Consider the following 21682-nt stretch of genomic DNA (forward strand, 5'->3'; position numbering starts at 1 on the left):
ACATACTTCTTAAAAATATTTGAGTAATAAATCCAAAACAGGAAACAATTTTTCACTATCCAGAGTAGTACTCTTCAAAAAACATCGGAGAAGCCCTAGGCGTGCCCGCCGCAACTCCTTCTCACCTCGTGGTTTGAAATTGAATCACGATACCTCACCTCTACCTATGCTTTCTCGATGTCGACTGCTGCGTCCATTCCGAACCCAATCGAACGTCCACACTAACGAAATGAAAGCAAAGGGTAACGCAGTCAACCAGAGCAAATTTTGAACGTTAGCAAATCGCACCCATTGTGGCACTACCACCATTAGTACAATAAATAAAAATCCATCTACAGCATCAGCCACTACCATTACTCGGCCACGAAATGCATTTGGCGTGTGCTGGAGCTCAACAGCCAGTAAATTTGCAGGTAACATCAACGCCACCCAAAGTAACAAATAAAACACAAGTCCAAACGTCATCGGCCAAAATGCTAACCCGATTGTACCCACTGCAACAACCAATAATGGTGCTGCATATCCGTACGATAGAAGTCGCTCTGTAGCAAACCATTTATGCCATTTATCTGAAAAGTAAGAGCCCAGTGCCATCCCTATTGCAGCGATCAGTCGATAGATTCCATAGTATTTCTCACCTCCACTAACCTCTGCTGACAATACCGGTACAAGTAATACATCAGATAAACTTAAACATCCCCAAATTAAAGTCGATCCTAGTACTAGAAGCTTCAAGGTTCGATTGCCCCGCAAATAGCGAAAGATCCCCCAAAAACCAACTGGAATTTTCGGCTCAGACTTACCTGATTCCCCTGTATTTTCTTCCTGATCGAGATCTTGATTTTTGGTTGGTAGTGAAATCCATGAAACAAACGCAGAGATAAAAAATGTAAGGGCATTAAAGATCATCACCCAGACCACAGCATCTGTTAACAATCCGAACGCGGCTATACCAGCACCTATGATTCTGGCAAGTCCACTAAACACACCTAGCAGTCCATTAGCTAGTGACAAATGATTCTTACGAACTAAGGATGGTACGCTTGACGAAAGCGCTGGAAGATATGGCAGTTCCACCACACCAGCCAATAGCGCCATCACCATAATTACAGCTATATTTCCCGAAAAAAATGCCATTACTATAGAAATTAATCCCAATAATATGTTGATAATTGTCGTCGTATAGCGACGGGAGTATCGATCTACAATCTTCCCTACAAAAGAGACTAGAACAAATTGAGGAGCAAAACGAATCAACAGAAACGCACTGTACATCCCCACAGACTGAGATAGCATGTATATATAGGCTGCAAGCGCAATTCCTTGTGCCATATTACCTAGATTGGAAAATGCTTCTGAGAAGGCAAGTCTCCTAAATTTACTGACCCTCCATACAGGACCGTATTCTGTAAAGGGCATTTTCCTCCGTAATAATCCGTTCAATCAGCTACCTCCCTTAATGATAAATTGATGCTAATACAGCAAGTAAGTATTGATAGGACTCTCCAGTGCAGAAGCTACTCCAGCATCTAAGTCTAAACTGTCACCATACACCATGGTCTCTAATGAGGGTACGATTACTGCACCAACCAAACCTTCTAGCAACAGCAGGAAACGGGATGGTGCTACTACCTCCAGTTACAAAGGAACTGGTGAGACCGTTACCAAGCAACCATCCACTGTCACCAAAAGAGCTGAAGTAAAAAATAATCTTCCCTTTATCGGAGTCAAGTCGATTATCGGCTCCGATGACCGCGTTCGTGTCAACCGTACAACCTCCTTTCCCTACAGTGCCATTGTGCAAATCTCTAGTGATATCGGCGATTGCACAGGTTGGTTTATTAACGCAGATACCATCGTCACCGCTGGCCACTGTGTCTACAACATAGACACCGACAAGTGGGCAACCGGGGCAACTATCACCCCTGGTAGAGATAGAAACAATGCTCCTTTTGGTACCGTGAAATCTAAATCCTTTCACTCTGTAGAGGGTTGGATTACCAATAAAGATACCAACTATGACTACGCAGCCATCAAGATCAATTCCGATATCGGAAACAAAACCGGTTGGTTCGGCCTCAACTGGAAAACCGTCACTCGTATTGGTTCAGGGGAAACGATGAGTGGATATCCTAGGGACAAAGACTACGGTACCCAATGGCGCCAAAGTGATAAAATTCGCCAAGTCAATGATAAGAAATTATACTACACCAATGACACGAATGGCCAAAGTGGTTCTCCTGTCTATCAAAAAAACAACCACAGCATTGCTATTCATACCGATGGCGGAAATCCCTATAATCAGGGAATACGCATTAACGAAGATGTCTTCAACAACCTCATGTATTGGAAAGACCACTAATAACGAGAAAGAGACATCTGACCCAGATCAGATGTCTCTTTTCTCAAAATCTAATACTCTATGAAAAAGCTTTCACTATATAGTAAGGAAGAACACAGTATGCATAGAAGGAACCCGCCCACTTTTTGTCTCGGGAACGGTTCCTTTTTTTATTAGCCCGAACGCTACCTAATCGCCCTCAGCTAAGTTGGAGCGAACTATATCCTCGTCAATAGCACCCACATGCTCTCCTCTGATGATCGACAAACCTGTACGGATGAGTATCTTCTTCCCTACGCCTTTTTTCAAAGTAATCAATCTGACAGAACTTTTTTCCTTTATTTTCATATTAATACACTCCTTTCACTGCTTAGAAGGTGCTACAATTTTTCGATATGTCCGTTCTGTTAAAAGAAAAACCGCACCGTAAATGAGTATGAACACTGTTGCAGAAACAGCGCTGCTGCCTAACGTTACAGCCCAACTGTCCATAAACGCAATTTTCATCAGTTTCATCACCAGTGGAAGTGCAACACACAAGTGCAGTAAGGCAATCACCAGTGGCGAGAAAAAGACAATCAAAATCTGTCTACGGATGGTATTGCGGATTTCCTTTTGACTCATTCCGATCTTCTTCAAAATTTTGAAGCGTGTCTGATCGTCATACCCCTCGGAAATCTGTTTATAGAAAATACTGAGTGCTGTTTCCATGAACAAAATAATACTGATGAGCATTCCAAGAAATAACAACCCACCAAAGCGCACCATTAGATCGTCATGGTATCCCGATCTGGATTCGAATTGTATTCCTAACCTTTCTGCCTCTTTGGAAATAGCATAGGAAAAATTGGATTTATCCTGATCCTTTCCTGTCAAATCAAACTCATAATACAGATTAGATTCGCGGGAGAGTTTATCTGCCAAAAGACCATCTTTCGGGGATACGATATACAGCCATTTCTGACCGTAAATACCTGCTGAATTGTTTTTTATCGGAAATTTTTTCAGATATTCTTTTACACTGAGCTTTTTCTTACCAAGGGTAAGGGTGTCTGAATGCTTAGTAGGATCTTCTGAAAATATAAGTACCTCGTCCTTAGAAAGACTCATGTTTTGCCTTGTCAGGTGGTTATACTCTTTGAGCCGCATTAAAAAGAACATCTCAAATTTTCCATCTGCATCCAAGTCCTCAGCAAATTTTCCTCCGGTGTATTTCAGAACGTTTTTCCTTTTAAGTGAATGCTTATTTATATTTTTATCGATAGATTTAAATAATTTGGATACCTTATCTTTATCAGCTACCGGTGCGTTGATTGAAATATCATGGTCGAGTTCGTTAGCAACCGTATTGTTAATGCCAAAATAAAGAGAAACTGTCGTTGTCATAATCAAAAGTGTAGCCGTACTGAGAATACAAATATTTGAAAGTCCTAGGGCATTTTGTTTCATTCGATATAACATGCCAGATATCAAGGTGAAATTCTTGGACTTATAATAAAAGTGCTCGTTTTGTTGTAGCAATTTTAATACTTGGATGCTGACAGCGATAAATAACAAGTACGTTGCAACCAATACACAGACAACGGCACCGAGCATCATATTGCTGTCTTTTTCCGGATTGTTTACTAAAAACGAAAGTGTGTATCCGCACAGAAGAAGTCCCAAACCCAAACCTGCCAAAAGCCCTTTTGCTTTCGGCTCTTTTTCACCAAGTTGCCCGCCCTTTAAAAGTTCCACAGGATTGGCAACATGAATTTGACGCAAATTATATAGGAAACTCAGCAAAAAAATTATGACAAAGGTGATGATTGTCTTTACTACGGCTGGTCCTGATATTGCACCCGAAAATGGAAGCTTGGTGCCGATCATTTTAGATAATATCGCTGTTACGAATTGATTGGCGACTACTCCAATAATCAGGCCGCTTGCAATCGAGCAAAAAGAGGTGATAGCACTTTCCCAGGTCAGTACTTTGCGAATATGCTTTTTCTCCAGGCCGAGAATGTGATAAAGCCCTAGCTCTTTTTTGCGGCGCTTCATGATAAAGCTGTTCGTATAAAGCAGAAAAAGAACAGAAAGTGCTGCAAACAAAAGACTGCCAAACTTCATCACGTCAACGATAAAATTTCCACTCGACACGGTTTTCAACTGCGTATTCATGCTAAGACTACTGACTATATAATAAAATGAAACGACAATAATACAGGTGATCAGATAGGGTAGCATCATCGATGCGTTTTTCTTCAAATTGGTTAACGCCAATTTTCGATAGAGTTGTTTATTCATGATGTTTCCCTCGCGGTCGAGATAGCGGAGAGGACGCTGAATATTTTTTGTGTTATATCTTCATTTGGAGAGTGCTTAGAAACCTCACAGATGATTTTGCCGTCCTTAATAAAAAGAACTCGATTGGCGCACCCTGCTGCCTGCACACTATGGGTCACCATCATGATGGTTTGCCCTTCTCTGTTTAATTCAGAAAAAAGTTTCAAAAGCTCTTCGGAAGAATGGGAATCTAGCGCACCGGTCGGTTCATCAGCCAAGATTAAACTTGGGGAGGTAATCAAGGAACGTGCTACTGCCGTTCGTTGCTTTTGACCACCGGAAACCTCATAAGGAAATTTCCTCATTAGATTCTCAATACCTAATTTCCGTACAAGGGGAAATAGCCTTTCTTTCATCACTTTTCTGGAGCAGTTAGACAATACCAGGGGTAGTAGAATGTTATCCTTGATGTTTAAATTGTCCAGCAGATTGAAGTCTTGAAAGACAAAGCCAAGATTATCCCGCCGAAAGGAGGATAACTCATCCTCTCTGATGTCCGCATAGCTCTTTCCATTCAATAAAACCGATCCCTCTGAGGGACTGTCCAGGGAAGCCATGATGTTTAACAGGGTGGTTTTACCCGATCCAGACTCTCCCATAATGGCAATAAACTCGCCCTGATCAACAGAAAAAGAGATATTTGACAAAGCCTCAACTTGGTTACCTCTAAATCTTGTTTTGTATATTTTTTTCAGGCTTTTCACCTCTAAAATCGTCATTTATGCTCCTCCTTTAATTGCTTTCCAAAACAAAACACCCTTGCTTCGATACCAATCATACTCGAAGGCAAAGGTGTTATTTATCCGCTGTTCTTCACGGAAACCTGATGCTTCTATACGGAAATTCTTACGAATTTCCTACGAAAGGGGTAGCTCCACTGCAAAGCAGATCGTATTGTCATGACTGGATGCAACAATGCGGCCGTGATGCAATTCTACGATTTCTTTTGCGATGGCAAGTCCGAGTCCCACACCACCGGTACGAGAGGAGCGTGAAGAATCCAGTCGATAGAATTGCTCAAAGATACGTTCAAGTTTTTCTGCTGGAATCGTATTGCCGCTGTTCACGAAATTAATGGTAACCCTAGTATCCGAAACAGCTGTAACAATTTGAATCTCACTATTTTCAAAGCTGTAGTTGATGGCGTTACGAATCAAATTATCAAAAACCCTTTGCATTTTGTCAGCATCGCATTGCAGCTCCATATCCGTCGGCATATCTAAACTGCATAGGAGATTCTTTTCCGATAGCATCGGCTGAAATTCAAACACCAGTTGTTCCAGCAACCGTTTCAGATTGATTCTGCTATACTCCAGCGTTATATGGGATAAATTGAAGCGTGTGATTTCAAAAAACTCATTGATTAAATCATCCAGTCGTTCCGCATTGTTGAGCGCCACCGCCATATATCGGTCATGCATCTCCTGGGAAATATGTTTTTCATCCCTAAGTAGCATCAAATATCCCATAATGGAGGAAATCGGTGTTTTTAAATCATGTGCAAGATAAACAACTAAATCATTTTTTCGCTGTTCTGCTTCACGGGCAGCGATTTCCTTGTCTTTTATTTTATTTCTGACTTGATTGAACTGATCCTGCGTTTCTTTCAGGATGGAGGGTAATTCCACCATCTTGTTTTTGTCCTCACCGAGTATCTCTACTGCCCCGACTACTTCTACCAAGTAGGATATAAGCTGCTTCCATTGCACGTAAAGAATGATCAAGATACTCAAAGTACAGGAAACTACTACTATGAACAGAATATAATTTCTAATCCAATCTAATATCTTAAAAAGCATGCTATTCACTGACCAAGGGATCTGACTGTAAGACCATACAATGACAAAAGCACCCCCTGCAATAAGGGCGAAACTTATGGTTACGGAAATCAGGAAGCGTAACAGTATACGCCTCATCAGACGTTTTTTTATTTCCTTCTTATTCAACTTGATAACCTACTCCCCACACTGTTTTTATGAATTTCGGCTTTCGCGCTGGTTCATGTAGCTTTTCACGCAGTCTTCCGATATGTGCCATAACCGTATTATTGTTATCCATGAACTTTTCTCCCCATACCGCTTCAAAAAGTATTTCGGATGGAACCACATTTCCTTGACGCTCACACAAAAACCAGAGAATCGAGAATTCGATAGGGGTCAATTTCAGCTCTTCGCCATATAAGGTGCATTTATGTGTAGCTTTATTGATGACAAGCCCTCTAACATCATATTCTACTGTTTCCTTTGGTTCTGCATGAATTTGAGTCTGTTCATTATATCTCATATATCTGCGCAGCTGCGTTTTGACCCTTGCCATAACTTCCATTGGATTAAAGGGTTTGGTGATATAGTCATCCGCACCGATGGTAAGACCTGTTATTTTATCTCTATCCTCTATTTTGGCTGTAAGCATAATGATGGGATAGAAATACTTCTCCCGGATTTTACTGCAAAGCTTAAAACCATCTATATCGGGCAACATAACGTCTAATATCGCTAAATCCATTTCCGTCTGTTCAATGCATTGTAATGCCTCGGTTCCGCAATAAAACTTATATACAGTAAAACCATCATTTTTTAAGTAAACTTCCAAAAGATCTGCAATATCTCTTTCATCGTCTACAATTAAAATTTTCGCACTCATAATCATTTCTCACATTCTTTCTCGGAAGGTTTCCAAGTATCCCATATGTTCGTTCCATATGTATCATTAAATCCAATGTACTGCAATAATAAATTGCTCTCCTCTCCCTACCCCTTATATTGTCCAACAAAAATGGGATTCCTATTTTTGTAGTATAAAGAGTGCAACGCATTTAAAGTATAATAAATAGGTGATGCCCTTAATCGGTAGCTGATGCAATTGCCAGACGAATTGTTTATGGTGAAATACTGGAGGTACTTATGGAAACGAAGATCAATACTAAAGCGATATTAATCACTTTCATGATCGGGGCATTCTTTGCAATATTGAATGAAACCTTACTCAATATTGCCTTAACTAAGTTAATGGTTGTATTCAACGTCGATGCTACGACCGTCCAATGGTTGGCAACTGGATTTATGCTTGTGATGGGTATTTTAATGCCTATTTCTGCCGTATTAATTCAGTGGTTCACAACAAGACAAATGTTTACAGGTGTGATGACGGTTTTTTTATTGGGAACATTGATTGCTGCTTGTGCAGTAAACTTTCCCATGTTGTTGGCCGGGCGTATGATACAAGCAGTCGGTACGGGGTTATTGATCCCTACCATTATGAATACATTACTTCTTATTTATCGACCTGAGGTTCGTGGAAAAGTGATGGGGACATTTGGATTGGTTATCATGTTTGCTCCTGCAATCGGGCCTACTCTATCAGGGGTAATCGTTGACCTGTTAGGCTGGCGATGGTTATTTATCATCGTGATTCCTTTTGCGATCTTTTCCATACTATTTGCTTTGAGGTTCTTGCAAAACATTGGAGAAGTCACCCGTCCTCGTGTGGATATCCTATCGATCATTTTATCTACAATCGGGATTGGAGGCATTGTTTATGGATTTAGCAGTGCAGGGAAAAATCCGGAAGGGTTTATGTCCATCTCGAGCTTTTCTATTGTTTTGATCGGTTTAATCAGTTTATTGTTATTCGTACTCCGTCAATTGAAACTAGATGAACCATTATTGGACGTTCGTGTATTCACCTACAAAAATTATTCAAAAGGGATTAGTATTTTTGTCATTATCATTATGGCAATGCTTGCTTCCGAAATTGTGATGCCCATGTATTTACAAGGACCTCTTGGCTATTCTGCAAAGGTCGCTGGTTTATTGCTCCTACCCGGAGCGTTGTTAAACGGTCTGCTATCACCTGTGATGGGAACGTTATTTGACAAATTTGGCCCCAGGAAGCTGATCATTCCTGGGACCCTCGTATTAGTAGGCGTGATGTTTTTCTTTAGCAACATCTCTCCTTCACTGCCCATATGGTCGTTCATCATTGCCTATATCGCGTTAATGGTCTCTATTTCTGCAATTGCGATGCCAGCCCAAACCAATGCATTAAATGAATTGCCAAAGAATTTATATCCTCATGGGACAGCGATTGCGAATACATTACAACCAATTGGAGGTGCCTTGGGCGTTTCGGTATTTGTAAGTATTATGAGCCATGGTCGGACAACTTTCTTAGAAGGAAAATCAGAGCCCGTTACTGAAAAGCTGATGAATGAAGCAATGACATATGGTGTACATTTTTCCTATTGGTTTGCATTAGCCTTGTGTGGTACAGCTTTCATTATTGCACTCTTTATCAAAAAGGCAATTGCACCAGATTTTGACCAAGCTTAGAGAGAGATTTGAAAGCATTCTTCAATTCGATAAGAGAATAGTATATCATTCTGTAATTAATACTCTTAAAAGTATATAAATTCCATAACCAAAAAGGTAAATGAATTGAATGAAAGCTAAGCGATGAGCCAAGGATTAAGAGGAAATTCTCCTTGGTGTTTTGTTTTGAAGACCCAACTTCAAAACAAAACACCAAGGAGAATTTTTTTGAACATAGTAATCTGCTTTTCAATCTTTTTAATCCTATAACCAAGAAACCGTATCGCACAGAATCGAGCATATATGGATATGAAGCGCTTAAAATACATGGATAAAGATGGTATTACTATTAACGAGAATCTCCTTAACTCTTCTCGAAAAATCCCTTGACAATTAATTTTATACCATTTAAGGTTATTGTAGATATTCATTATCCACAATAGTTGCAGGCAGGTGATTGCTAGCAATGTGAACTACATGCTTGTCTGAAAACGATGGATAAATGGATCGGCTTGCAAATTAAACGAGAGGAGAATGAACGATGACGACCAACACAACCTTTCAGAAACTGTTTGAACCTACTCAGATCGGTGCTTGGAACCTGCGCTCACAAATCGCGATGGCTCCTATGACCCGCAGCTTCGCTGATCCTACTACAGGTGTCGTTGGACCCGATGTGGTGGAATATTATCGTAAACGTGCACAAGACGGCATCGGACTCATCATCTCGGAAGGCATCGTAATCAGTCCTCGTGCCAAAGGAAACCCAGGGGTACCAGGTATTTATTCAGAAGAACAAATCGAAGCCTGGAAGCCTGTTACCGAAGCCGTTCATCAAGAGGGCGGTACGATCATTGCTCAGATCTGGCATGTGGGACGCTTATCCCATCATGAGTTAACCGGAGGGCAAGCGCCTCAGTCAGCCTCGGCGATCCAGGCAGAGGGGCAAATTCCTCGTTTCCGCAAGCCCTATGAGCAGCCGGAAGAGATGAGCAAAAAAGATATTCGTGAAGTAGTAGGTCAGTTCGCCCAAGCAGCTAAAAATGCAATCAAAGCCGGATTTGATGGTGTAGAAATTCATGGAGCTCACGGCTACTTGATCGATCAATTTAACTCAGACATCTCCAATAACCGATCCGATGAATATGGTGGTGACCTCGCCCAGCGACTCACCTTTATGAAGGAAGTTCTACGGGCAGTCATCGATGCAGTAGGCTCGGATCGTACCGTGATTCGTTTCTCTGCTTTTAAAGGAGATAACATAGATTACATGTGGAAAGATCCCGAGGCTGCCATTCGCACTTTTATTGAAGCTTTCCGCGAAACAGGGACAACCTTGATTCATCCATCTACCAGATACTTTACCCAAGTACTGGCCGATGGGAAAACCATGCATCAGTTGGTACGTAAATATTGGGATGGGACTATCATCGGGGTGGGTGATTTAGACCCTGGAACGGCTGAGGCGGCACTTAATGAAGGAACCATCGACCTGGCGGCTATCGGTCGTCCGTTAATCGCAAACCCCGATTACATTCAGCGATTAAAGACAGATACTTCCTTAGAAACCTTCGATCCAAATCAACATCTTCTCACCCTAGTCTAAAAGATGCTTTTTGCAATTAGATCATGAGCATCCCCTATCTATAAAAACAGAGGACCCAAGCATGATATTGTCCCCTTTGAGTAGACAGTGCTTAAGCAGAGCACTACAGTTTACTTGGAGGGGATTTTTCATGGGGGAACAGCGAAAAACGTATTCGGTGGAGTTTAAAGAAAAAGCCGTCGATTTATACTTACACAAGGGTTTAGGATATAAAAGGATAGCCAAAAAAGTGGAGCGTTGGGTCCAACGCTATCAGCAAGGAAGCAAGGCAGGGCTTGAAGAAAAACGAGGAAAGAAAAAAGGAAAGGGAAGACCCCGGTCACAACGTCCCACAACCATGGAAGAAGAACTACACTGCATATAGCATCTGGATGTGAATAGCACCAAGGATTCATATCGATTGCGCCAGGATTCACCCCATCGGGAATGAGATTCCAACAGTAAAAATGGAATCTGCCGTCTTCGTAGGTGATAGCCCATTGCCAAACCGGCTTGACCCGCACCAATGATTAGTGTATGGGTCTCCGTCGTCTTATCCATCTTCGCATCCTCTCCTGATGACTTTTTACGAGGAGCAACCCCATACTTTAATCGCTCAGGAAGGTTCTTTATTTTTGAAGTTTTAGCGATTCCATTCGCGCCGAAGTCCGTCAATCACGCCAAGCACTCGATTGGAACAATTCTCGTTTAGTTGACCGTTTTGATCCAACTCATGGGTGCTAGAAACGGCCAATTCCTCTGGAATTACATTGGCGTGTAGTGTACGGAAAATTTGACGTAAGCTCACCAATGTCAAAGTTCCTGATTTTAGGCCACCTGTTACAGCAAGTAATGCAATGGGCTTGCCCTTAAAAATCGTTCCATCTTGATAATCTAATAAATTCTTAAGTGCTCCTGTATAGCCTCCATGATACTCTGGCGAACCAACAATTATTGCGTCTGCTTCTTTAATTTGTTCTGTAACCTTATTCATCTCCTCCGTCCTCGGCACTGTAAAACTAAATAATGGGAAATTGGTTTCTGCTACACAAATAAGCTCTGTTTCATGACCTTCTTTTTGTAATAGTTCCGCAAATAGTTGAAGGATTCGTTTTGTTACTGATTCAGGGTTCATACTACCATTGATCAATACAACTTTAGCCAAAGATATCCACTCCTATAAATAATAAAACCCTATATTTAATTTGTATTGTACCTATCATATTAGTATATCTCGTGATATATTACAATTTACTCTCACAGTTAAATTACCCCAAGAACTCTATTCATTAGAGTATCTAATATAAATTTATATAGTATATAATAAATTGTATTGAATAATTAACCATTAAACTGAAACCAAAATCATCGATCATCCCAGTTATGGCACAAAAACAGTAAATATTCTTCCCCACCATTTCTTTTTAGCAAGGACGCCGGGATCTTGTCCTTTAACTTTTTTTCAGGCATAATGGTGTTAAGTGAATATGTTACGCTTTTTCGGAGGAGCCTGTCACCAAGGGCTCTTTTTGTGTTTTTTTAGGGCTAAGAGGCCCTAACCAAGGAGGGTGTACATCATGCTATTCTTCAAATTACTCATTATCCTTCTCAGTACTAAACTAGCAGGAGATCTCAGTGTCCGACTTGGGCAACCTTCTGTCTTGGGAAAGTTAATGGTCGGCATCATCATTGGTCCTGCTCTACTTGGTTGGATCAAAGACTCTGAATCCATCGAACAACTAAGCGAGATCGGCGTCTTACTTCTGATGTTTATCGCTGGTTTGGAAACAGACATCAAGGAATTAAATCGGAATCGACGCTCTTCTGTTGCTGTAGCTATAGGAGGAATCATCCTGCCCTTATTGGGTGGTTACCTAGCAGGTAAGGCCCTTGGTATTTCCGATACGTCTGCTCTATTTTTAGGACTTTTGTTATCAGCAACATCGGTAAGCATCACTGTGCAAACCCTACGGGATATGGGCAAACTCCAATCGAAGGAAAGTATCACGATTCTAGGAGCTGCCATCGTCGATGATATCCTAGTCGTCGTCCTGCTCGCTATTTTGATGAGTTTTACTGGCGCAAGCGATGTAAACATAGGGTGGATTATTGGGCAGAAAATCGCGTTTTTCCTTCTCGCTATCTTCTTGGGTTGGAAAGTGGTCCCAATGCTCATGCGCTGGCTAGTCTCTCTACGCGTATCGGAGGCTGTCATCAGTACGGGCCTCATCATCTGTTTTGGATTTGCTTATTTTTCGGAGAAAATGGGGGTAGCAGGAATTATTGGAGCATTTATCGCTGGTATCGCCATCGCTCAAACACCTTATAAGCAAGAGGTCGAGCAGAAATTAGAGCCCATCGCTTACTCCATTTTTGTTCCTGTCTTTTTTGTAAGTATCGGTCTTTCGGTCACTTTTAAAGGGCTAGAAAATCAAATTGGGCTTATTCTAGGACTTACTTTGCTAGCCGTCATCACAAAACTGATCGGGAGTGGTTTAGGCGCACGGTTGACTGGTTTTCCCCTTCCTTCCTCCATCAGTATTGGAGCTGGAATGATCTCCCGTGGAGAAGTCGCTCTGATTATCGCCGCCCTTGGTTTGGAAAAAGGGCTATTGGCACCGCAATTTTATACCACGATGATTATTGTTGTTATCCTAACTACATTGATCACGCCACCTTTTTTGAAAAAAGTGTTTTAGAGCTATATAATAGGATTTTCTACACACAAAAAAGCCTGCGGTCGCAGGCTTTTTTCCTTAGATAAAGGATCTGATAATTGGATATTCAAACTCACGATCCTGGAGTGCTCGCACAATCCCGATAACAGGGATGATAAATGCGATGACTCCAAAAACAATCAAGAAGGGTATTCCAATTAAGATAAAGGAGAGAAATGCAGATACTGTTATCAAAATCGTCATCACAATATGAAATACCACTGCTTGCAACGAAAGCCGCTTCAGTTTATCTTCCTCTGCAAGGAGCCATACAACCAAAGGTAATAAGATCGGTAAAAACCACGTACTCGCATGAATTAAAATCTTAACTACTTTCATTCTCAGCTTCCCGCTCCTTCACTTCGATTAAAAAAATTTTCTCTTTCTTGATAATCTTTATTCCACTCTTTTTTCACCTTAAAACCATCATTTCAACTTTCACATTATAGAATTGTAAATCCTGGAATCTATTTTGCATTCCTTAAAATCCTTGCTCATAATACGGCCGAAGGGATGCATCCTCTCGGCCTTTGTTATTTCCCAGTTAGCTAACGCATTCCGTCAATAAGTACCTGAATCACCTCAGGGCGCGAAAATTCCGGAGGTGGAGTAATACCTTCCCGCAACATTGCCCGTACTTTTGTCCCTGATAGGGTGACATGATCTTCACTTGGATGAGGACACGTTTTATAAGAGGCCATTCCAGTACATCGTCGACAATAAAAACTATGTTCAAAAAACAGCGGTGTAATTCCAAGCTCATCTCTGTGAAAGGTACGTAGTAACTCTTGAGCATCGTAGGTCCCATAGTAATCCCCAACGCCTGCATGATCACGACCTACAATAAAATGAGTGCATCCGTAATTTTTTCGCACAAGTGCATGGAAAACCGCTTCCCGCGGCCCCGCATAACGCATCGCCGCAGGAAATACGCTGAGAAAAACCCGCTCTTTCGGATAATAGGACGCTAGGATGGCTTCGTAGCTCTTCATACGCACATCGGCTGGAATATCATCGGATTTGGTCTCACCAACGAGTGGATGTAGAAATAACCCATCCACCGTTTCTAATGCCGATTTTTGAATATATTCATGGGCGCGATGAACTGGATTTCTCGTTTGAAAACCAACGACCCTTTCCCATCCCCTATCGGCAAAAATTTGCCGGCTTTGCTGTGGAGTGGTGTAGTAGCGAGCGAAGGAACCATGTCTTCTAGTCGCTCCAAAATACCTTATCGGCCCCCCTACTACCCAAGGAGAAGTGGCTAAGAGATAGGAAACCCCGGGGTGGGCCTCGTTCTGGGTACGAAACACCTCCGACGCCTCTTTAAGGGGATCAATCTGATAGATGCTCTCCACATGAAGCAATCCATAGATCACTCCATCTGGACCCTTCAAGGCCACTTCCTTTCCTATCTTTACTGTCTGTAATTCTTCCTCTGTCACCGGAAGCGTAATCGGAAGGCTCCAGATCGTCCCATCAGAAAGACGCATCGAATCTCGAACCGATAGATAATTTTCCTGATTCATAAAACCTTTTAAGGGAGAAAAAACTCCCGTTCCGATGCACTCTATATCCGATATACTCCGTAAAGATAGCGAGACCGCGGGTAATGAATTGGCCCGCCGTTGCTCTTCTTTTTGCTCCATCTCGTTGCATTGACGATTGATTAACACTCCTCCATGAGGCACGGAGACCATTGCTCATCCCCCAGTAAATGATTTTTCAGCCTAGCTAGTCATTTGCACTTTCCTTACCTTGATGAAGCCCACACTCCGTCTTACCAAAGCTCGCCCACCTTCCAGCACGTGAATCTTCACCAGTCGCCACCGACCGTGTACAGGGTATACAGCCAATGCTGGGATAGTGTTTTTCATGCAATGGATTATAAGGGACTTGATACTGATGAATATATTCCCATACATCCTCTGCTGAATGATATGCAAGGGGATTGATTTTAACCAAACCAAATTGGCTGTCCCACTCAACTACTTCTGCATTTGCCCGACTCGGTGCTTGGTCTCGACGAATCCCTGTAATCCACGCATCCCGTCCAGCAAGAAAGCGGCGTAGGGGCTCCACCTTACGTATAAAACAACACTGATCAGGTTCTCTCTTCCATAGTTCGTCTCCCCACAATTCTGCCTGCTTCGATAACGTATAGGCAGGTTCTACGCGAGTAAAGGAAATATCATACGCTTTTATTAATTGATCACGGGTCTCATGTGTCTCCTTAAACAAGAGATCCGTATCTAAGTAAAATATCGTTGGCTCATTATCTATGCGAGTCAGCCGATGTACCAAGGAAACATCCTCAAAACCAAAACTACAGGCAAGAGCTACTCCCTTACCAAATTCCTGTACAGCCCATGAGAGAATCTGATCAGGATCTCGTTCATCTAAAGTAGCAACGACACGGCGAACTTTCTCCTCATTCCATCCGTTCCCTTTATCCTCTTGTCCGGAATTACTCTGATTTACCATCGCTTTCCCTCCTTCCCTCTTTCCTTATTCGCAAGAAGGGCTCGATGACACATCGATTAACAGAGTTTATTGCCGAAATCTTGAAAGCGAACTATACTATAGAAGATCGTTTTTGAAATGAGGGATTATCCTTGCTAACCGTGATTTTGCACTAAGGATTTTACGTTAAAAGCATAAGAAGTTCAAAAACCAGGGCACTTCCAGGCTTATTTGTGCTGTCTACTTTTCAGTACCTCTGGCGGATTTCTTATGCTTCCTTAGTTTCAAGACACGGGTGGCTGATCTCTGTAGTTTCTTATGTCTAAAAAAACGATCCAAAGGTCAGCCCACGTGTTCTAAATCCTTGAACACGAAGGGGTTGTTAGCTAGATGCAACGCTTCTCTGCCTATTCTATGTACCTTTTCTATACAGCTATCGGTTCTTTTTGTTTTAGCCTTATGAGTACGGCTACTGTTCTCTATTTTATAGAAGCTATTCATATGAATAGCTTTCAATTATTAATGGTCGGCTTTGTATTGGAGATCACCGTTTTTTTGTTTGAAGTTCCTACAGGAATCCTGGCGGATTTATATAGCCGACGGTTATCGATGGCCATCGGAATTATGCTCACCGGATGTGGGTTTCTTTTAACCAGTCTAATGCCATCCTTCCCCGCTATCCTTATCGCTCAGGTGTTATGGGGTATCGGACATACTTTTCAGAGTGGCGCGGATCAAGCATGGATCGCCGATGAGTTGGCAAGCAATCGTCTCGATGCGATTTTTTTACGGGGGACTCAAGTTGGGCAGCTAGCTACTTTAGCTGGGATTGGAGCGAGTATATTATTCGGCCAAATCTCCCTATCCCTTCCCATTGCCATCGCAGGTATTCTCCTGATCCTTACCTCCCTCTTTATACAAGGATGGTTTCCTGAAACAGGATTCCAGCCTGAAACCAATAGCCAAGTAGCGCTTTGGCAACGAATGACGGGGACATTAAAAGAAGGCATCCAGGTGATTCGAGGAGATGCTCTGCTTATCACGATCATTCTCATCGGTCTCTTTATGGGCCTTTACGCGGAAGGCTTTGACCGTCTCTGGCAAAAACACCTGTTACAAACCTTTAAACTGCCTGCTATCGGTGATGGCGGAAATATCCTATGGTTTGGCGGACTGAATGCTTGCGCCCTTTTATTCAATATACTAGTTGTCGAGTGGATCCGGCGGCATTTACAACGTACAGGCAAACAAACAAAGGTATGGATTTTACTTATGATTCACCTACTGCTGACGGTTACGATCCTTGTATTCGCCTGGACTGTCCATCTCGGGATAGCCTTAGCGGCCTACTCTATCACCTTTCTCCTTCGCCAGTTAAACGTACCCCTCTATACCGCTTGGATCAATGAGTCGATTCACACTTCTCATCTACGGGCAACCATTTTTTCGATGCAAGGACAAGTTCAATCCCTAGGTGAAGTTTTAGGTGGCCCCTTGGTGATGTTGGTTTTGTTTATTTGGAAGAGTACAGATGTTGCTGGGCTTATTACATCGGCTCTCTTGCTTCTACCCATCTGCCTCCTGCTCCTTTTCACGCTAAGACCTGGTTCAAAGGAAGGCACCATTGTACGAACGAAGGATGACTAAAAAAAGAGTCCAGTCAATACTGGCTCTGTTTTCTTTCATTCCCTCGGCCTGTAATTGGTTGTTCCTCTTTCCACCTTGCTCATCCCATTAGCAATCCGTACAATAAGCTATAGGTATCGACACATCAAGAGTGGATCTTCCCCTGACTCAATTCTATCTAAAACTTCGGTTGAAAGGAGCTTTTTTGTGGAACTTATCGTCTATCTGGCTGGGCAAATTCACGACGACTGGCGGGACCAATTGCGTAAAAAGGCGGAAGAACGAGGACTTCCACTCGTCTTTAAAGGACCCCAGGAGGATCATGATCGTTCGGATGACATCGGAGAAACGATCAAAGGGGAGCAGCCCACAATCGAATACCGCGATCAAGTAGCATCAGAGATGAATAATCTACGGACACGCATTTGGATGTCTAAAGCGGATGTCGTCATCGCTCTGTTCGGGGAAAAATACCGGCAGTGGAATACGGCAATGGATGCCGCTGTCGCTCTTCAAGCAGGGAAACCGCTTATTCTCGTCCGTCCACCGGAGCTGATTCATCCTCTCAAGGAATTGGGGCAACGAGCACAAGTGGTGGTGGAAACCCCTGACCAAGCACTAGATGCTTTGGCTTATGTACTGGAACAGTAAAAAATCACTGCTCTCACAGGAGGGCAGTGATTTTTTAACATTAAGACAAGCTCCCTTCATCTCGCCAAGCTATGTGACCATTCACCACAGTCATGATTGCCTTAGTCTCCAATAGTGTATCCGGGTCAGGACCTAGGAGATCTCGATCAAATATAGAGAGATCCGCCCACTTCCCAGGGGTAATCGAGCCACGTTCCCCTTGCTCCCCTACTGTGGTAGCCCCTCCCCAGGTAAATAGATGAAGAGCTTCCAATGGGGTTAGCTTCTGTTCTGGAATCCATCCAGGATGATCCTCACGATAAGGATCCCTTCGGGTGATTGCTGTATGGAGACCTAATAAGGGGTTAATCGGCTCAATCGGCGCATCACTTCCTCCACCACAGGGGATGCCGGAAGCGATCAGACTTTTCCATGCATAGGCGAAGGGAAGTCTTCTCTCTCCTAACCGCTTAACAACCCAAGGGAAGTCACTCGCGACAAATCGAGGTTGAATATCGACAACGAGGGGTAGTTGGCGGATACGAGTAAATAATTCACGGCTAAGAACCTGGGCATGAATCAGCCGATTCGGTAATGAATGTCTCCTGCCTCGAAAGGTGGGTAATTGCTCCAGAACTTCGACTACCTGGTTAGCTGCTCCATCACCAATCGCATGAACAGCAACTGGCATGTCATGTTCATGGGCTTTCCTAAACAACCACCTCATCTCCTCCTGGGAATGAATGGAGATCCCTAGAGTGGAACTATCATCTGCATAGGGTGTTGAAAGCCGCGCTGTACGCCCTCCAAAGGAACCATCCGCAAAGATTTTCATCGCTCCGATACGGAACCATTCATCTCCGTTCCCAGCAGATAACCCAGCTTCGATCAGTTCCTCAAAAAAGGGATGATAAATTAAGTGGTGACTACGTAAAAAGACCCCTTCCTGAATCAGTTCCCGATAGATCCTCACCAATTCACGCACACTTCCTGCATCTCGTAAATCTTCAGTATGAACAGCTGTTATTCCATAGGATAGGGCATCCCTTGCCGCCTTATTTGCCCATTCTTTTTTTTCTGCAAAGGTAACGGGAGGAATTGCATCACGAAAGGGTTGTGAAGCATTTTCATAAACCAAACCATTTAAATAACCATGCTCATCCCGTCCATAAACTCCATCGGATGGATCTGGTGCATTCATGGCTAAGCCTGCTGCTTTAATCGCGCAGGTGTTAACTGCTTGTACATGATGACAGGAACGGGTGAGCATCACAGGGTGCATGGGGGCGATGCGGTCTAACTCTTCCCGTAAAGGAGGGCCACCATCTTTCATTCGATGTTCATCCCAATTAAGGCCCAAGATCCACTGACCAGGTGGTGTCAGCTCCACCCATTCACGCACCCGACGAAGCATGCTATTTTTACTTGACTCCTTAGCAAAGTCCAAGCAAGATAGCCTGATCCCATGGCCTAAAAGGTGAAGATGATTATCCGTAAGACCTGGATAAACATACCTCCCTTCTAAATGGATCACTTCCACATCCACCCTACCAAACTGAAGGCTCAATTCTTCAGAGGAACCTATCGCCTGAATTTTCCCACCTTCTATATAGACCGCTTCTGCCTTGGGCATTCTTTTATCAAGGGTGAATATATTCCCTTTTACAAAAAGCCGTTTTTCCATCACAAACCCCTTCTCACCTGGGATTTTCATCTCACAGCGATTGTATCATCAATCTCATTCGCTGCAAGCATCCTACTCTCATTCTGTCACTCTCTCTAGTAACACACAGCACTCTACTTGGGCAGTCTGCGGAAACATATCCACCGGCTGAATAGTACGAATCTGATATCCACCCTGCACGAGAGTTGCACAATCCTTTGCAAGCGTAGACGGGTTACAGGAAACATACACGAATCGAGCAACCTGTGTGCGGATCAGTGCTTGGATAAAAGCATTACCCAATCCTGTCCGGGGGGGATCAGCCACTACCACATCCGGCCGGAAACCCTCGTCTGCCCAACGGGGTAGTAATTCCTCAGCAGCTCCAACATGATATTCCGCATGATCGATGCCGTTTGCAATCGCATTTTCTCTCGCATCCACTACCGCCTCAGCAATTGTGTCCATACCGATCACTTTGGCAGCCTTTTGTGCGAGCCATATCCCGATGGTACCTGTGCCGCAGTATGCATCTACTACTGTCTCATGACCGGTTAACCCGGCAGCATTCATAACTTCATTGTACAGTCGAACTGTCTGCGAAGGGTTAAGCTGAAAGAAAGCGGGTGCTGAGAGGTGAAACACCCGGTCACCCAATTGTTCAGCCATTGTACTCTGGCCCCAAAGAACACGACTTTTTTCTCCAAAAACTAGCGAGGTACGCTGGGGATTATGATTGACGACTAAACTGACCAACTCAGGAATTCTTCGAATCAACTCCTGTTGTAATACTTTTTCCTTCGGGAGAGGATTCTCTTTACTAATCAAGACCAGTTGCGCCTCTTTTGTTTCAAAACCATAACGAACAACCAGATGACGAATCGATCCCAGATGCTTTCGTTCATCATAAATGGGAATCGACAAATCTGCCAATGTACGTCGTGCAATATCAAGGATTCGGTCTGTAACGGGATGCTGAACTAAACAGCCCTTCATATCAATTAAACGATGGGAAGAAGGACTATACATGCCCATCACCACTTTACCCTGTTGTTTCTGAACAGGTAACTGAGCCTTATTGCGATAGGACCATGGCTCTTCCATACCTAGCGTTTCATGAATAGGGAGTCCTTCTTTCCCTGTATAACGAGAGAACGCTTCCTCTACTAACTCTCGCTTTAATCTTAGTTGCATCGGATAAGCTATATGTTGTAGCTGGCATCCGCCACACTCCTGATAAACCGGACAGGGGGCAGTTACCCGAGAGGAAGATCGTTTTAGGATGCGCTGGATGTTTCCCCGGGCAAATTTCTTTTTCACCTCAGTAATGCGAACCGCAACATACTCCCCAGGTATTGCTTCATCCACAAACACCACTTGTTTCTGATAATAACCAACCCCTTCACCATTGATGCCAAGACTGCGAATAGGGAGGCGTATCATCTGTCCCTGCTTTAACTTCATTTGGCTCATATCGGAGTTCCACTTCTTTTCTATCAGAGTCGCTGATATCATTGTACCCGAAGTCAATGCAAACCCCTACTATCAAGGATATCAAACAGAGAATGACGAAAATACATAAGAATGAAAGGAGGTCATCATCCAATGGCTGATAGCATCCACATTTCGAATGCGAATCATACCATCACAACGAAAGCCCTTGAAACCATCGCTACCGCTGCAACAGAAGGAACGAAGGGCGTGACCGGGACAGTAAAGGGGACAAGCCGAGTCACAATGCGAAGGGGACAAGAACCTCCTCGTCGCGGAGTTGTAGTCAGTGCTCAGGAGGATGGATCCATCACTGTATCGATTCGTTTGATGATTGCTTATGGAGAATATATTCCTAAGGTGGGAGAAGAGACGATTAAAAGAGTATCTGATGCTCTCCATGATATGGCAGGGATTCGTCCTGACCATGTACATATCCGAGTAGAAGGTATCACCGTTCCAGAATAATACACAAAAAAATTTTTCAAAAGGCGGTTTGACACTGTAAAAAAGGGTATATAAGCATATACC

21 protein-coding genes are annotated in these 21682 nt (G+C 43.1%); 8 read left to right on the plus strand and 13 right to left on the minus strand.

Going from position 1 to position 21682, the window contains the following annotated elements:
- Positions 1-144: 144 nt before the first annotated feature.
- Complete coding sequence (locus BLV90_RS14040) at positions 145-1443, minus strand: MFS transporter (protein ID WP_091742430.1); 1299 nt, start codon at positions 1441-1443, stop codon at positions 145-147.
- 49 nt (positions 1444-1492) lie between these two features.
- Between BLV90_RS14040 and BLV90_RS14045 the strand changes: the two genes are divergently transcribed.
- Positions 1493-2362, plus strand: coding sequence for a trypsin-like serine peptidase (locus tag BLV90_RS14045; RefSeq protein WP_091742433.1), 870 nt, complete (start codon positions 1493-1495; stop codon positions 2360-2362).
- 168 nt (positions 2363-2530) lie between these two features.
- Here the strand turns inward: BLV90_RS14045 and BLV90_RS16315 are convergent, their stop codons facing one another.
- The 5 genes from BLV90_RS16315 to vanR form a co-directional block, all read right to left on the minus strand.
- On the minus strand, positions 2531-2689 hold the full coding sequence (locus BLV90_RS16315) for a hypothetical protein (RefSeq protein ID WP_177168085.1): 159 nt from the start codon (positions 2687-2689) through the stop codon (positions 2531-2533).
- 15 nt (positions 2690-2704) lie between these two features.
- Positions 2705-4627, minus strand: a complete 1923-nt coding sequence (locus tag BLV90_RS14050) for an ABC transporter permease (RefSeq protein WP_091742436.1) — start codon at positions 4625-4627, stop codon at positions 2705-2707.
- Positions 4624-5385 (minus strand): ABC transporter ATP-binding protein, encoded by a 762-nt coding sequence (locus BLV90_RS14055; protein ID WP_091742439.1) that lies wholly within the window; start codon positions 5383-5385, stop codon positions 4624-4626. Before BLV90_RS14055 ends, BLV90_RS14050 begins: the two co-directional genes overlap by 4 nt.
- Positions 5386-5523: 138 nt before the next feature.
- The gene (locus BLV90_RS14060; protein ID WP_091742546.1) at positions 5524-6582 is read right to left on the minus strand and encodes a sensor histidine kinase; all 1059 of its coding nucleotides are present in this window, start codon (positions 6580-6582) and stop codon (positions 5524-5526) included.
- 22 nt (positions 6583-6604) lie between these two features.
- Positions 6605-7309, minus strand: coding sequence for a VanR-ABDEGLN family response regulator transcription factor (vanR, locus tag BLV90_RS14065; protein ID WP_091742548.1), 705 nt, complete (start codon positions 7307-7309; stop codon positions 6605-6607).
- 260 nt (positions 7310-7569) lie between these two features.
- On the opposite strand from vanR, the gene BLV90_RS14070 reads away from it, so the two are divergent.
- The 3 genes from BLV90_RS14070 (at position 7570) to BLV90_RS14080 (ending at position 10946) form a co-directional block, all read left to right on the plus strand.
- Positions 7570-8997: an MDR family MFS transporter gene (locus BLV90_RS14070; protein ID WP_091742442.1), complete on the plus strand. Its 1428-nt coding sequence runs from the start codon at positions 7570-7572 to the stop codon at positions 8995-8997.
- 520 nt (positions 8998-9517) lie between these two features.
- The gene (locus BLV90_RS14075; RefSeq protein ID WP_091742445.1) at positions 9518-10582 is read left to right on the plus strand and encodes an alkene reductase; all 1065 of its coding nucleotides are present in this window, start codon (positions 9518-9520) and stop codon (positions 10580-10582) included.
- A 130-nt stretch (positions 10583-10712) separates the two neighbouring features.
- The gene (locus tag BLV90_RS14080) at positions 10713-10946 is read left to right on the plus strand and encodes a hypothetical protein (RefSeq protein ID WP_091742448.1); all 234 of its coding nucleotides are present in this window, start codon (positions 10713-10715) and stop codon (positions 10944-10946) included.
- On the opposite strand, the gene BLV90_RS16885 is transcribed toward BLV90_RS14080, so the two are convergent.
- Both BLV90_RS16885 and BLV90_RS14085 read right to left on the minus strand, forming a co-directional pair.
- Entirely contained in the window at positions 10835-11122 is a 288-nt protein-coding gene (locus BLV90_RS16885) for an NAD(P)-binding protein (RefSeq protein ID WP_143035068.1), read from the minus strand. The genes BLV90_RS14080 and BLV90_RS16885 overlap by 112 nt on opposite strands.
- A gap of 82 nt (positions 11123-11204) precedes the next feature.
- Positions 11205-11726 carry an NADPH-dependent FMN reductase gene (locus BLV90_RS14085; RefSeq protein ID WP_091742451.1) on the minus strand — a complete coding sequence of 174 codons (522 nt, stop codon included), beginning with the start codon at positions 11724-11726 and terminating at the stop codon, positions 11205-11207.
- 412 nt (positions 11727-12138) lie between these two features.
- Between BLV90_RS14085 and BLV90_RS14090 the strand changes: the two genes are divergently transcribed.
- Positions 12139-13260, plus strand: a complete 1122-nt coding sequence (locus BLV90_RS14090) for a cation:proton antiporter (protein WP_177168086.1) — start codon at positions 12139-12141, stop codon at positions 13258-13260.
- A gap of 57 nt (positions 13261-13317) precedes the next feature.
- On the opposite strand, the gene BLV90_RS14095 is transcribed toward BLV90_RS14090, so the two are convergent.
- From BLV90_RS14095 to BLV90_RS14105, 3 genes are all read right to left on the minus strand, one after another.
- A complete protein-coding gene (locus tag BLV90_RS14095; RefSeq protein WP_342707328.1) occupies positions 13318-13617 on the minus strand; it encodes a DUF4870 domain-containing protein in 300 nt (99 codons plus the stop codon).
- A 209-nt stretch (positions 13618-13826) separates the two neighbouring features.
- Positions 13827-14978, minus strand: coding sequence for a sulfate adenylyltransferase (gene sat, locus BLV90_RS14100; protein ID WP_091742458.1), 1152 nt, complete (start codon positions 14976-14978; stop codon positions 13827-13829).
- Between the two features lie 34 nt (positions 14979-15012).
- Positions 15013-15762 carry a phosphoadenylyl-sulfate reductase gene (locus BLV90_RS14105; protein ID WP_091742461.1) on the minus strand — a complete coding sequence of 250 codons (750 nt, stop codon included), beginning with the start codon at positions 15760-15762 and terminating at the stop codon, positions 15013-15015.
- Positions 15763-16131: 369 nt separating this feature from the next.
- On the opposite strand from BLV90_RS14105, the gene BLV90_RS14110 reads away from it, so the two are divergent.
- A complete protein-coding gene (locus BLV90_RS14110) occupies positions 16132-17388 on the plus strand; it encodes an MFS transporter (RefSeq protein WP_091742464.1) in 1257 nt (418 codons plus the stop codon).
- A gap of 186 nt (positions 17389-17574) precedes the next feature.
- The gene (locus BLV90_RS14115; RefSeq protein WP_091742466.1) at positions 17575-18018 is read left to right on the plus strand and encodes a YtoQ family protein; all 444 of its coding nucleotides are present in this window, start codon (positions 17575-17577) and stop codon (positions 18016-18018) included.
- A 40-nt stretch (positions 18019-18058) separates the two neighbouring features.
- On the opposite strand, the gene BLV90_RS14120 is transcribed toward BLV90_RS14115, so the two are convergent.
- Both BLV90_RS14120 and rlmD read right to left on the minus strand, forming a co-directional pair.
- On the minus strand, positions 18059-19681 hold the full coding sequence (locus tag BLV90_RS14120) for an amidohydrolase (RefSeq protein WP_091742469.1): 1623 nt from the start codon (positions 19679-19681) through the stop codon (positions 18059-18061).
- A 78-nt stretch (positions 19682-19759) separates the two neighbouring features.
- A complete protein-coding gene (gene rlmD / locus BLV90_RS14125; protein WP_091742471.1) occupies positions 19760-21133 on the minus strand; it encodes a 23S rRNA (uracil(1939)-C(5))-methyltransferase RlmD in 1374 nt (457 codons plus the stop codon).
- A gap of 132 nt (positions 21134-21265) precedes the next feature.
- On the opposite strand from rlmD, the gene BLV90_RS14130 reads away from it, so the two are divergent.
- The gene (locus tag BLV90_RS14130; RefSeq protein ID WP_177168087.1) at positions 21266-21619 is read left to right on the plus strand and encodes an Asp23/Gls24 family envelope stress response protein; all 354 of its coding nucleotides are present in this window, start codon (positions 21266-21268) and stop codon (positions 21617-21619) included.
- The last annotated feature ends 63 nt before the right edge of the window (positions 21620-21682 follow it).

The organism is Marininema mesophilum, assembly GCF_900106775.1.
Lineage (GTDB): Bacteria > Bacillota > Bacilli > Thermoactinomycetales > DSM-45169 > Marininema > Marininema mesophilum.

Bases quoted from the DNA above. Each gene is read 5' to 3' on its own strand.
- BLV90_RS16315 (WP_177168085.1), bottom strand. From the start codon at position 2,689: ATGAAAATAAAGGAAAAAAGTTCTGTCAGATTGATTACTTTGAAAAAA.
- BLV90_RS14050 (WP_091742436.1), bottom strand. From the start codon at position 4,627: ATGAATAAACAACTCTATCGAAAATTGGCGTTAACCAATTTGAAGAAA.
- BLV90_RS14055 (WP_091742439.1), bottom strand. From the start codon at position 5,385: ATGACGATTTTAGAGGTGAAAAGCCTGAAAAAAATATACAAAACAAGA.
- BLV90_RS14060 (WP_091742546.1), bottom strand. From the start codon at position 6,582: ATGAGGCGTATACTGTTACGCTTCCTGATTTCCGTAACCATAAGTTTC.
- vanR (WP_091742548.1), bottom strand. From the start codon at position 7,309: ATGAGTGCGAAAATTTTAATTGTAGACGATGAAAGAGATATTGCAGAT.
- BLV90_RS14070 (WP_091742442.1), top strand. From the start codon at position 7,570: ATGGAAACGAAGATCAATACTAAAGCGATATTAATCACTTTCATGATC.
- BLV90_RS14075 (WP_091742445.1), top strand. From the start codon at position 9,518: ATGACGACCAACACAACCTTTCAGAAACTGTTTGAACCTACTCAGATC.
- BLV90_RS14080 (WP_091742448.1), top strand. From the start codon at position 10,713: ATGGGGGAACAGCGAAAAACGTATTCGGTGGAGTTTAAAGAAAAAGCC.
- BLV90_RS16885 (WP_143035068.1), bottom strand. From the start codon at position 11,122: ATGGATAAGACGACGGAGACCCATACACTAATCATTGGTGCGGGTCAA.
- BLV90_RS14090 (WP_177168086.1), top strand. From the start codon at position 12,139: ATGCTATTCTTCAAATTACTCATTATCCTTCTCAGTACTAAACTAGCA.
- BLV90_RS14095 (WP_342707328.1), bottom strand. From the start codon at position 13,617: ATGAAAGTAGTTAAGATTTTAATTCATGCGAGTACGTGGTTTTTACCG.
- sat (WP_091742458.1), bottom strand. From the start codon at position 14,978: ATGGTCTCCGTGCCTCATGGAGGAGTGTTAATCAATCGTCAATGCAAC.
- BLV90_RS14105 (WP_091742461.1), bottom strand. From the start codon at position 15,762: ATGGTAAATCAGAGTAATTCCGGACAAGAGGATAAAGGGAACGGATGG.
- BLV90_RS14110 (WP_091742464.1), top strand. From the start codon at position 16,132: ATGCAACGCTTCTCTGCCTATTCTATGTACCTTTTCTATACAGCTATC.
- BLV90_RS14120 (WP_091742469.1), bottom strand. From the start codon at position 19,681: ATGGAAAAACGGCTTTTTGTAAAAGGGAATATATTCACCCTTGATAAA.
- rlmD (WP_091742471.1), bottom strand. From the start codon at position 21,133: ATGAGCCAAATGAAGTTAAAGCAGGGACAGATGATACGCCTCCCTATT.
- BLV90_RS14130 (WP_177168087.1), top strand. From the start codon at position 21,266: ATGGCTGATAGCATCCACATTTCGAATGCGAATCATACCATCACAACG.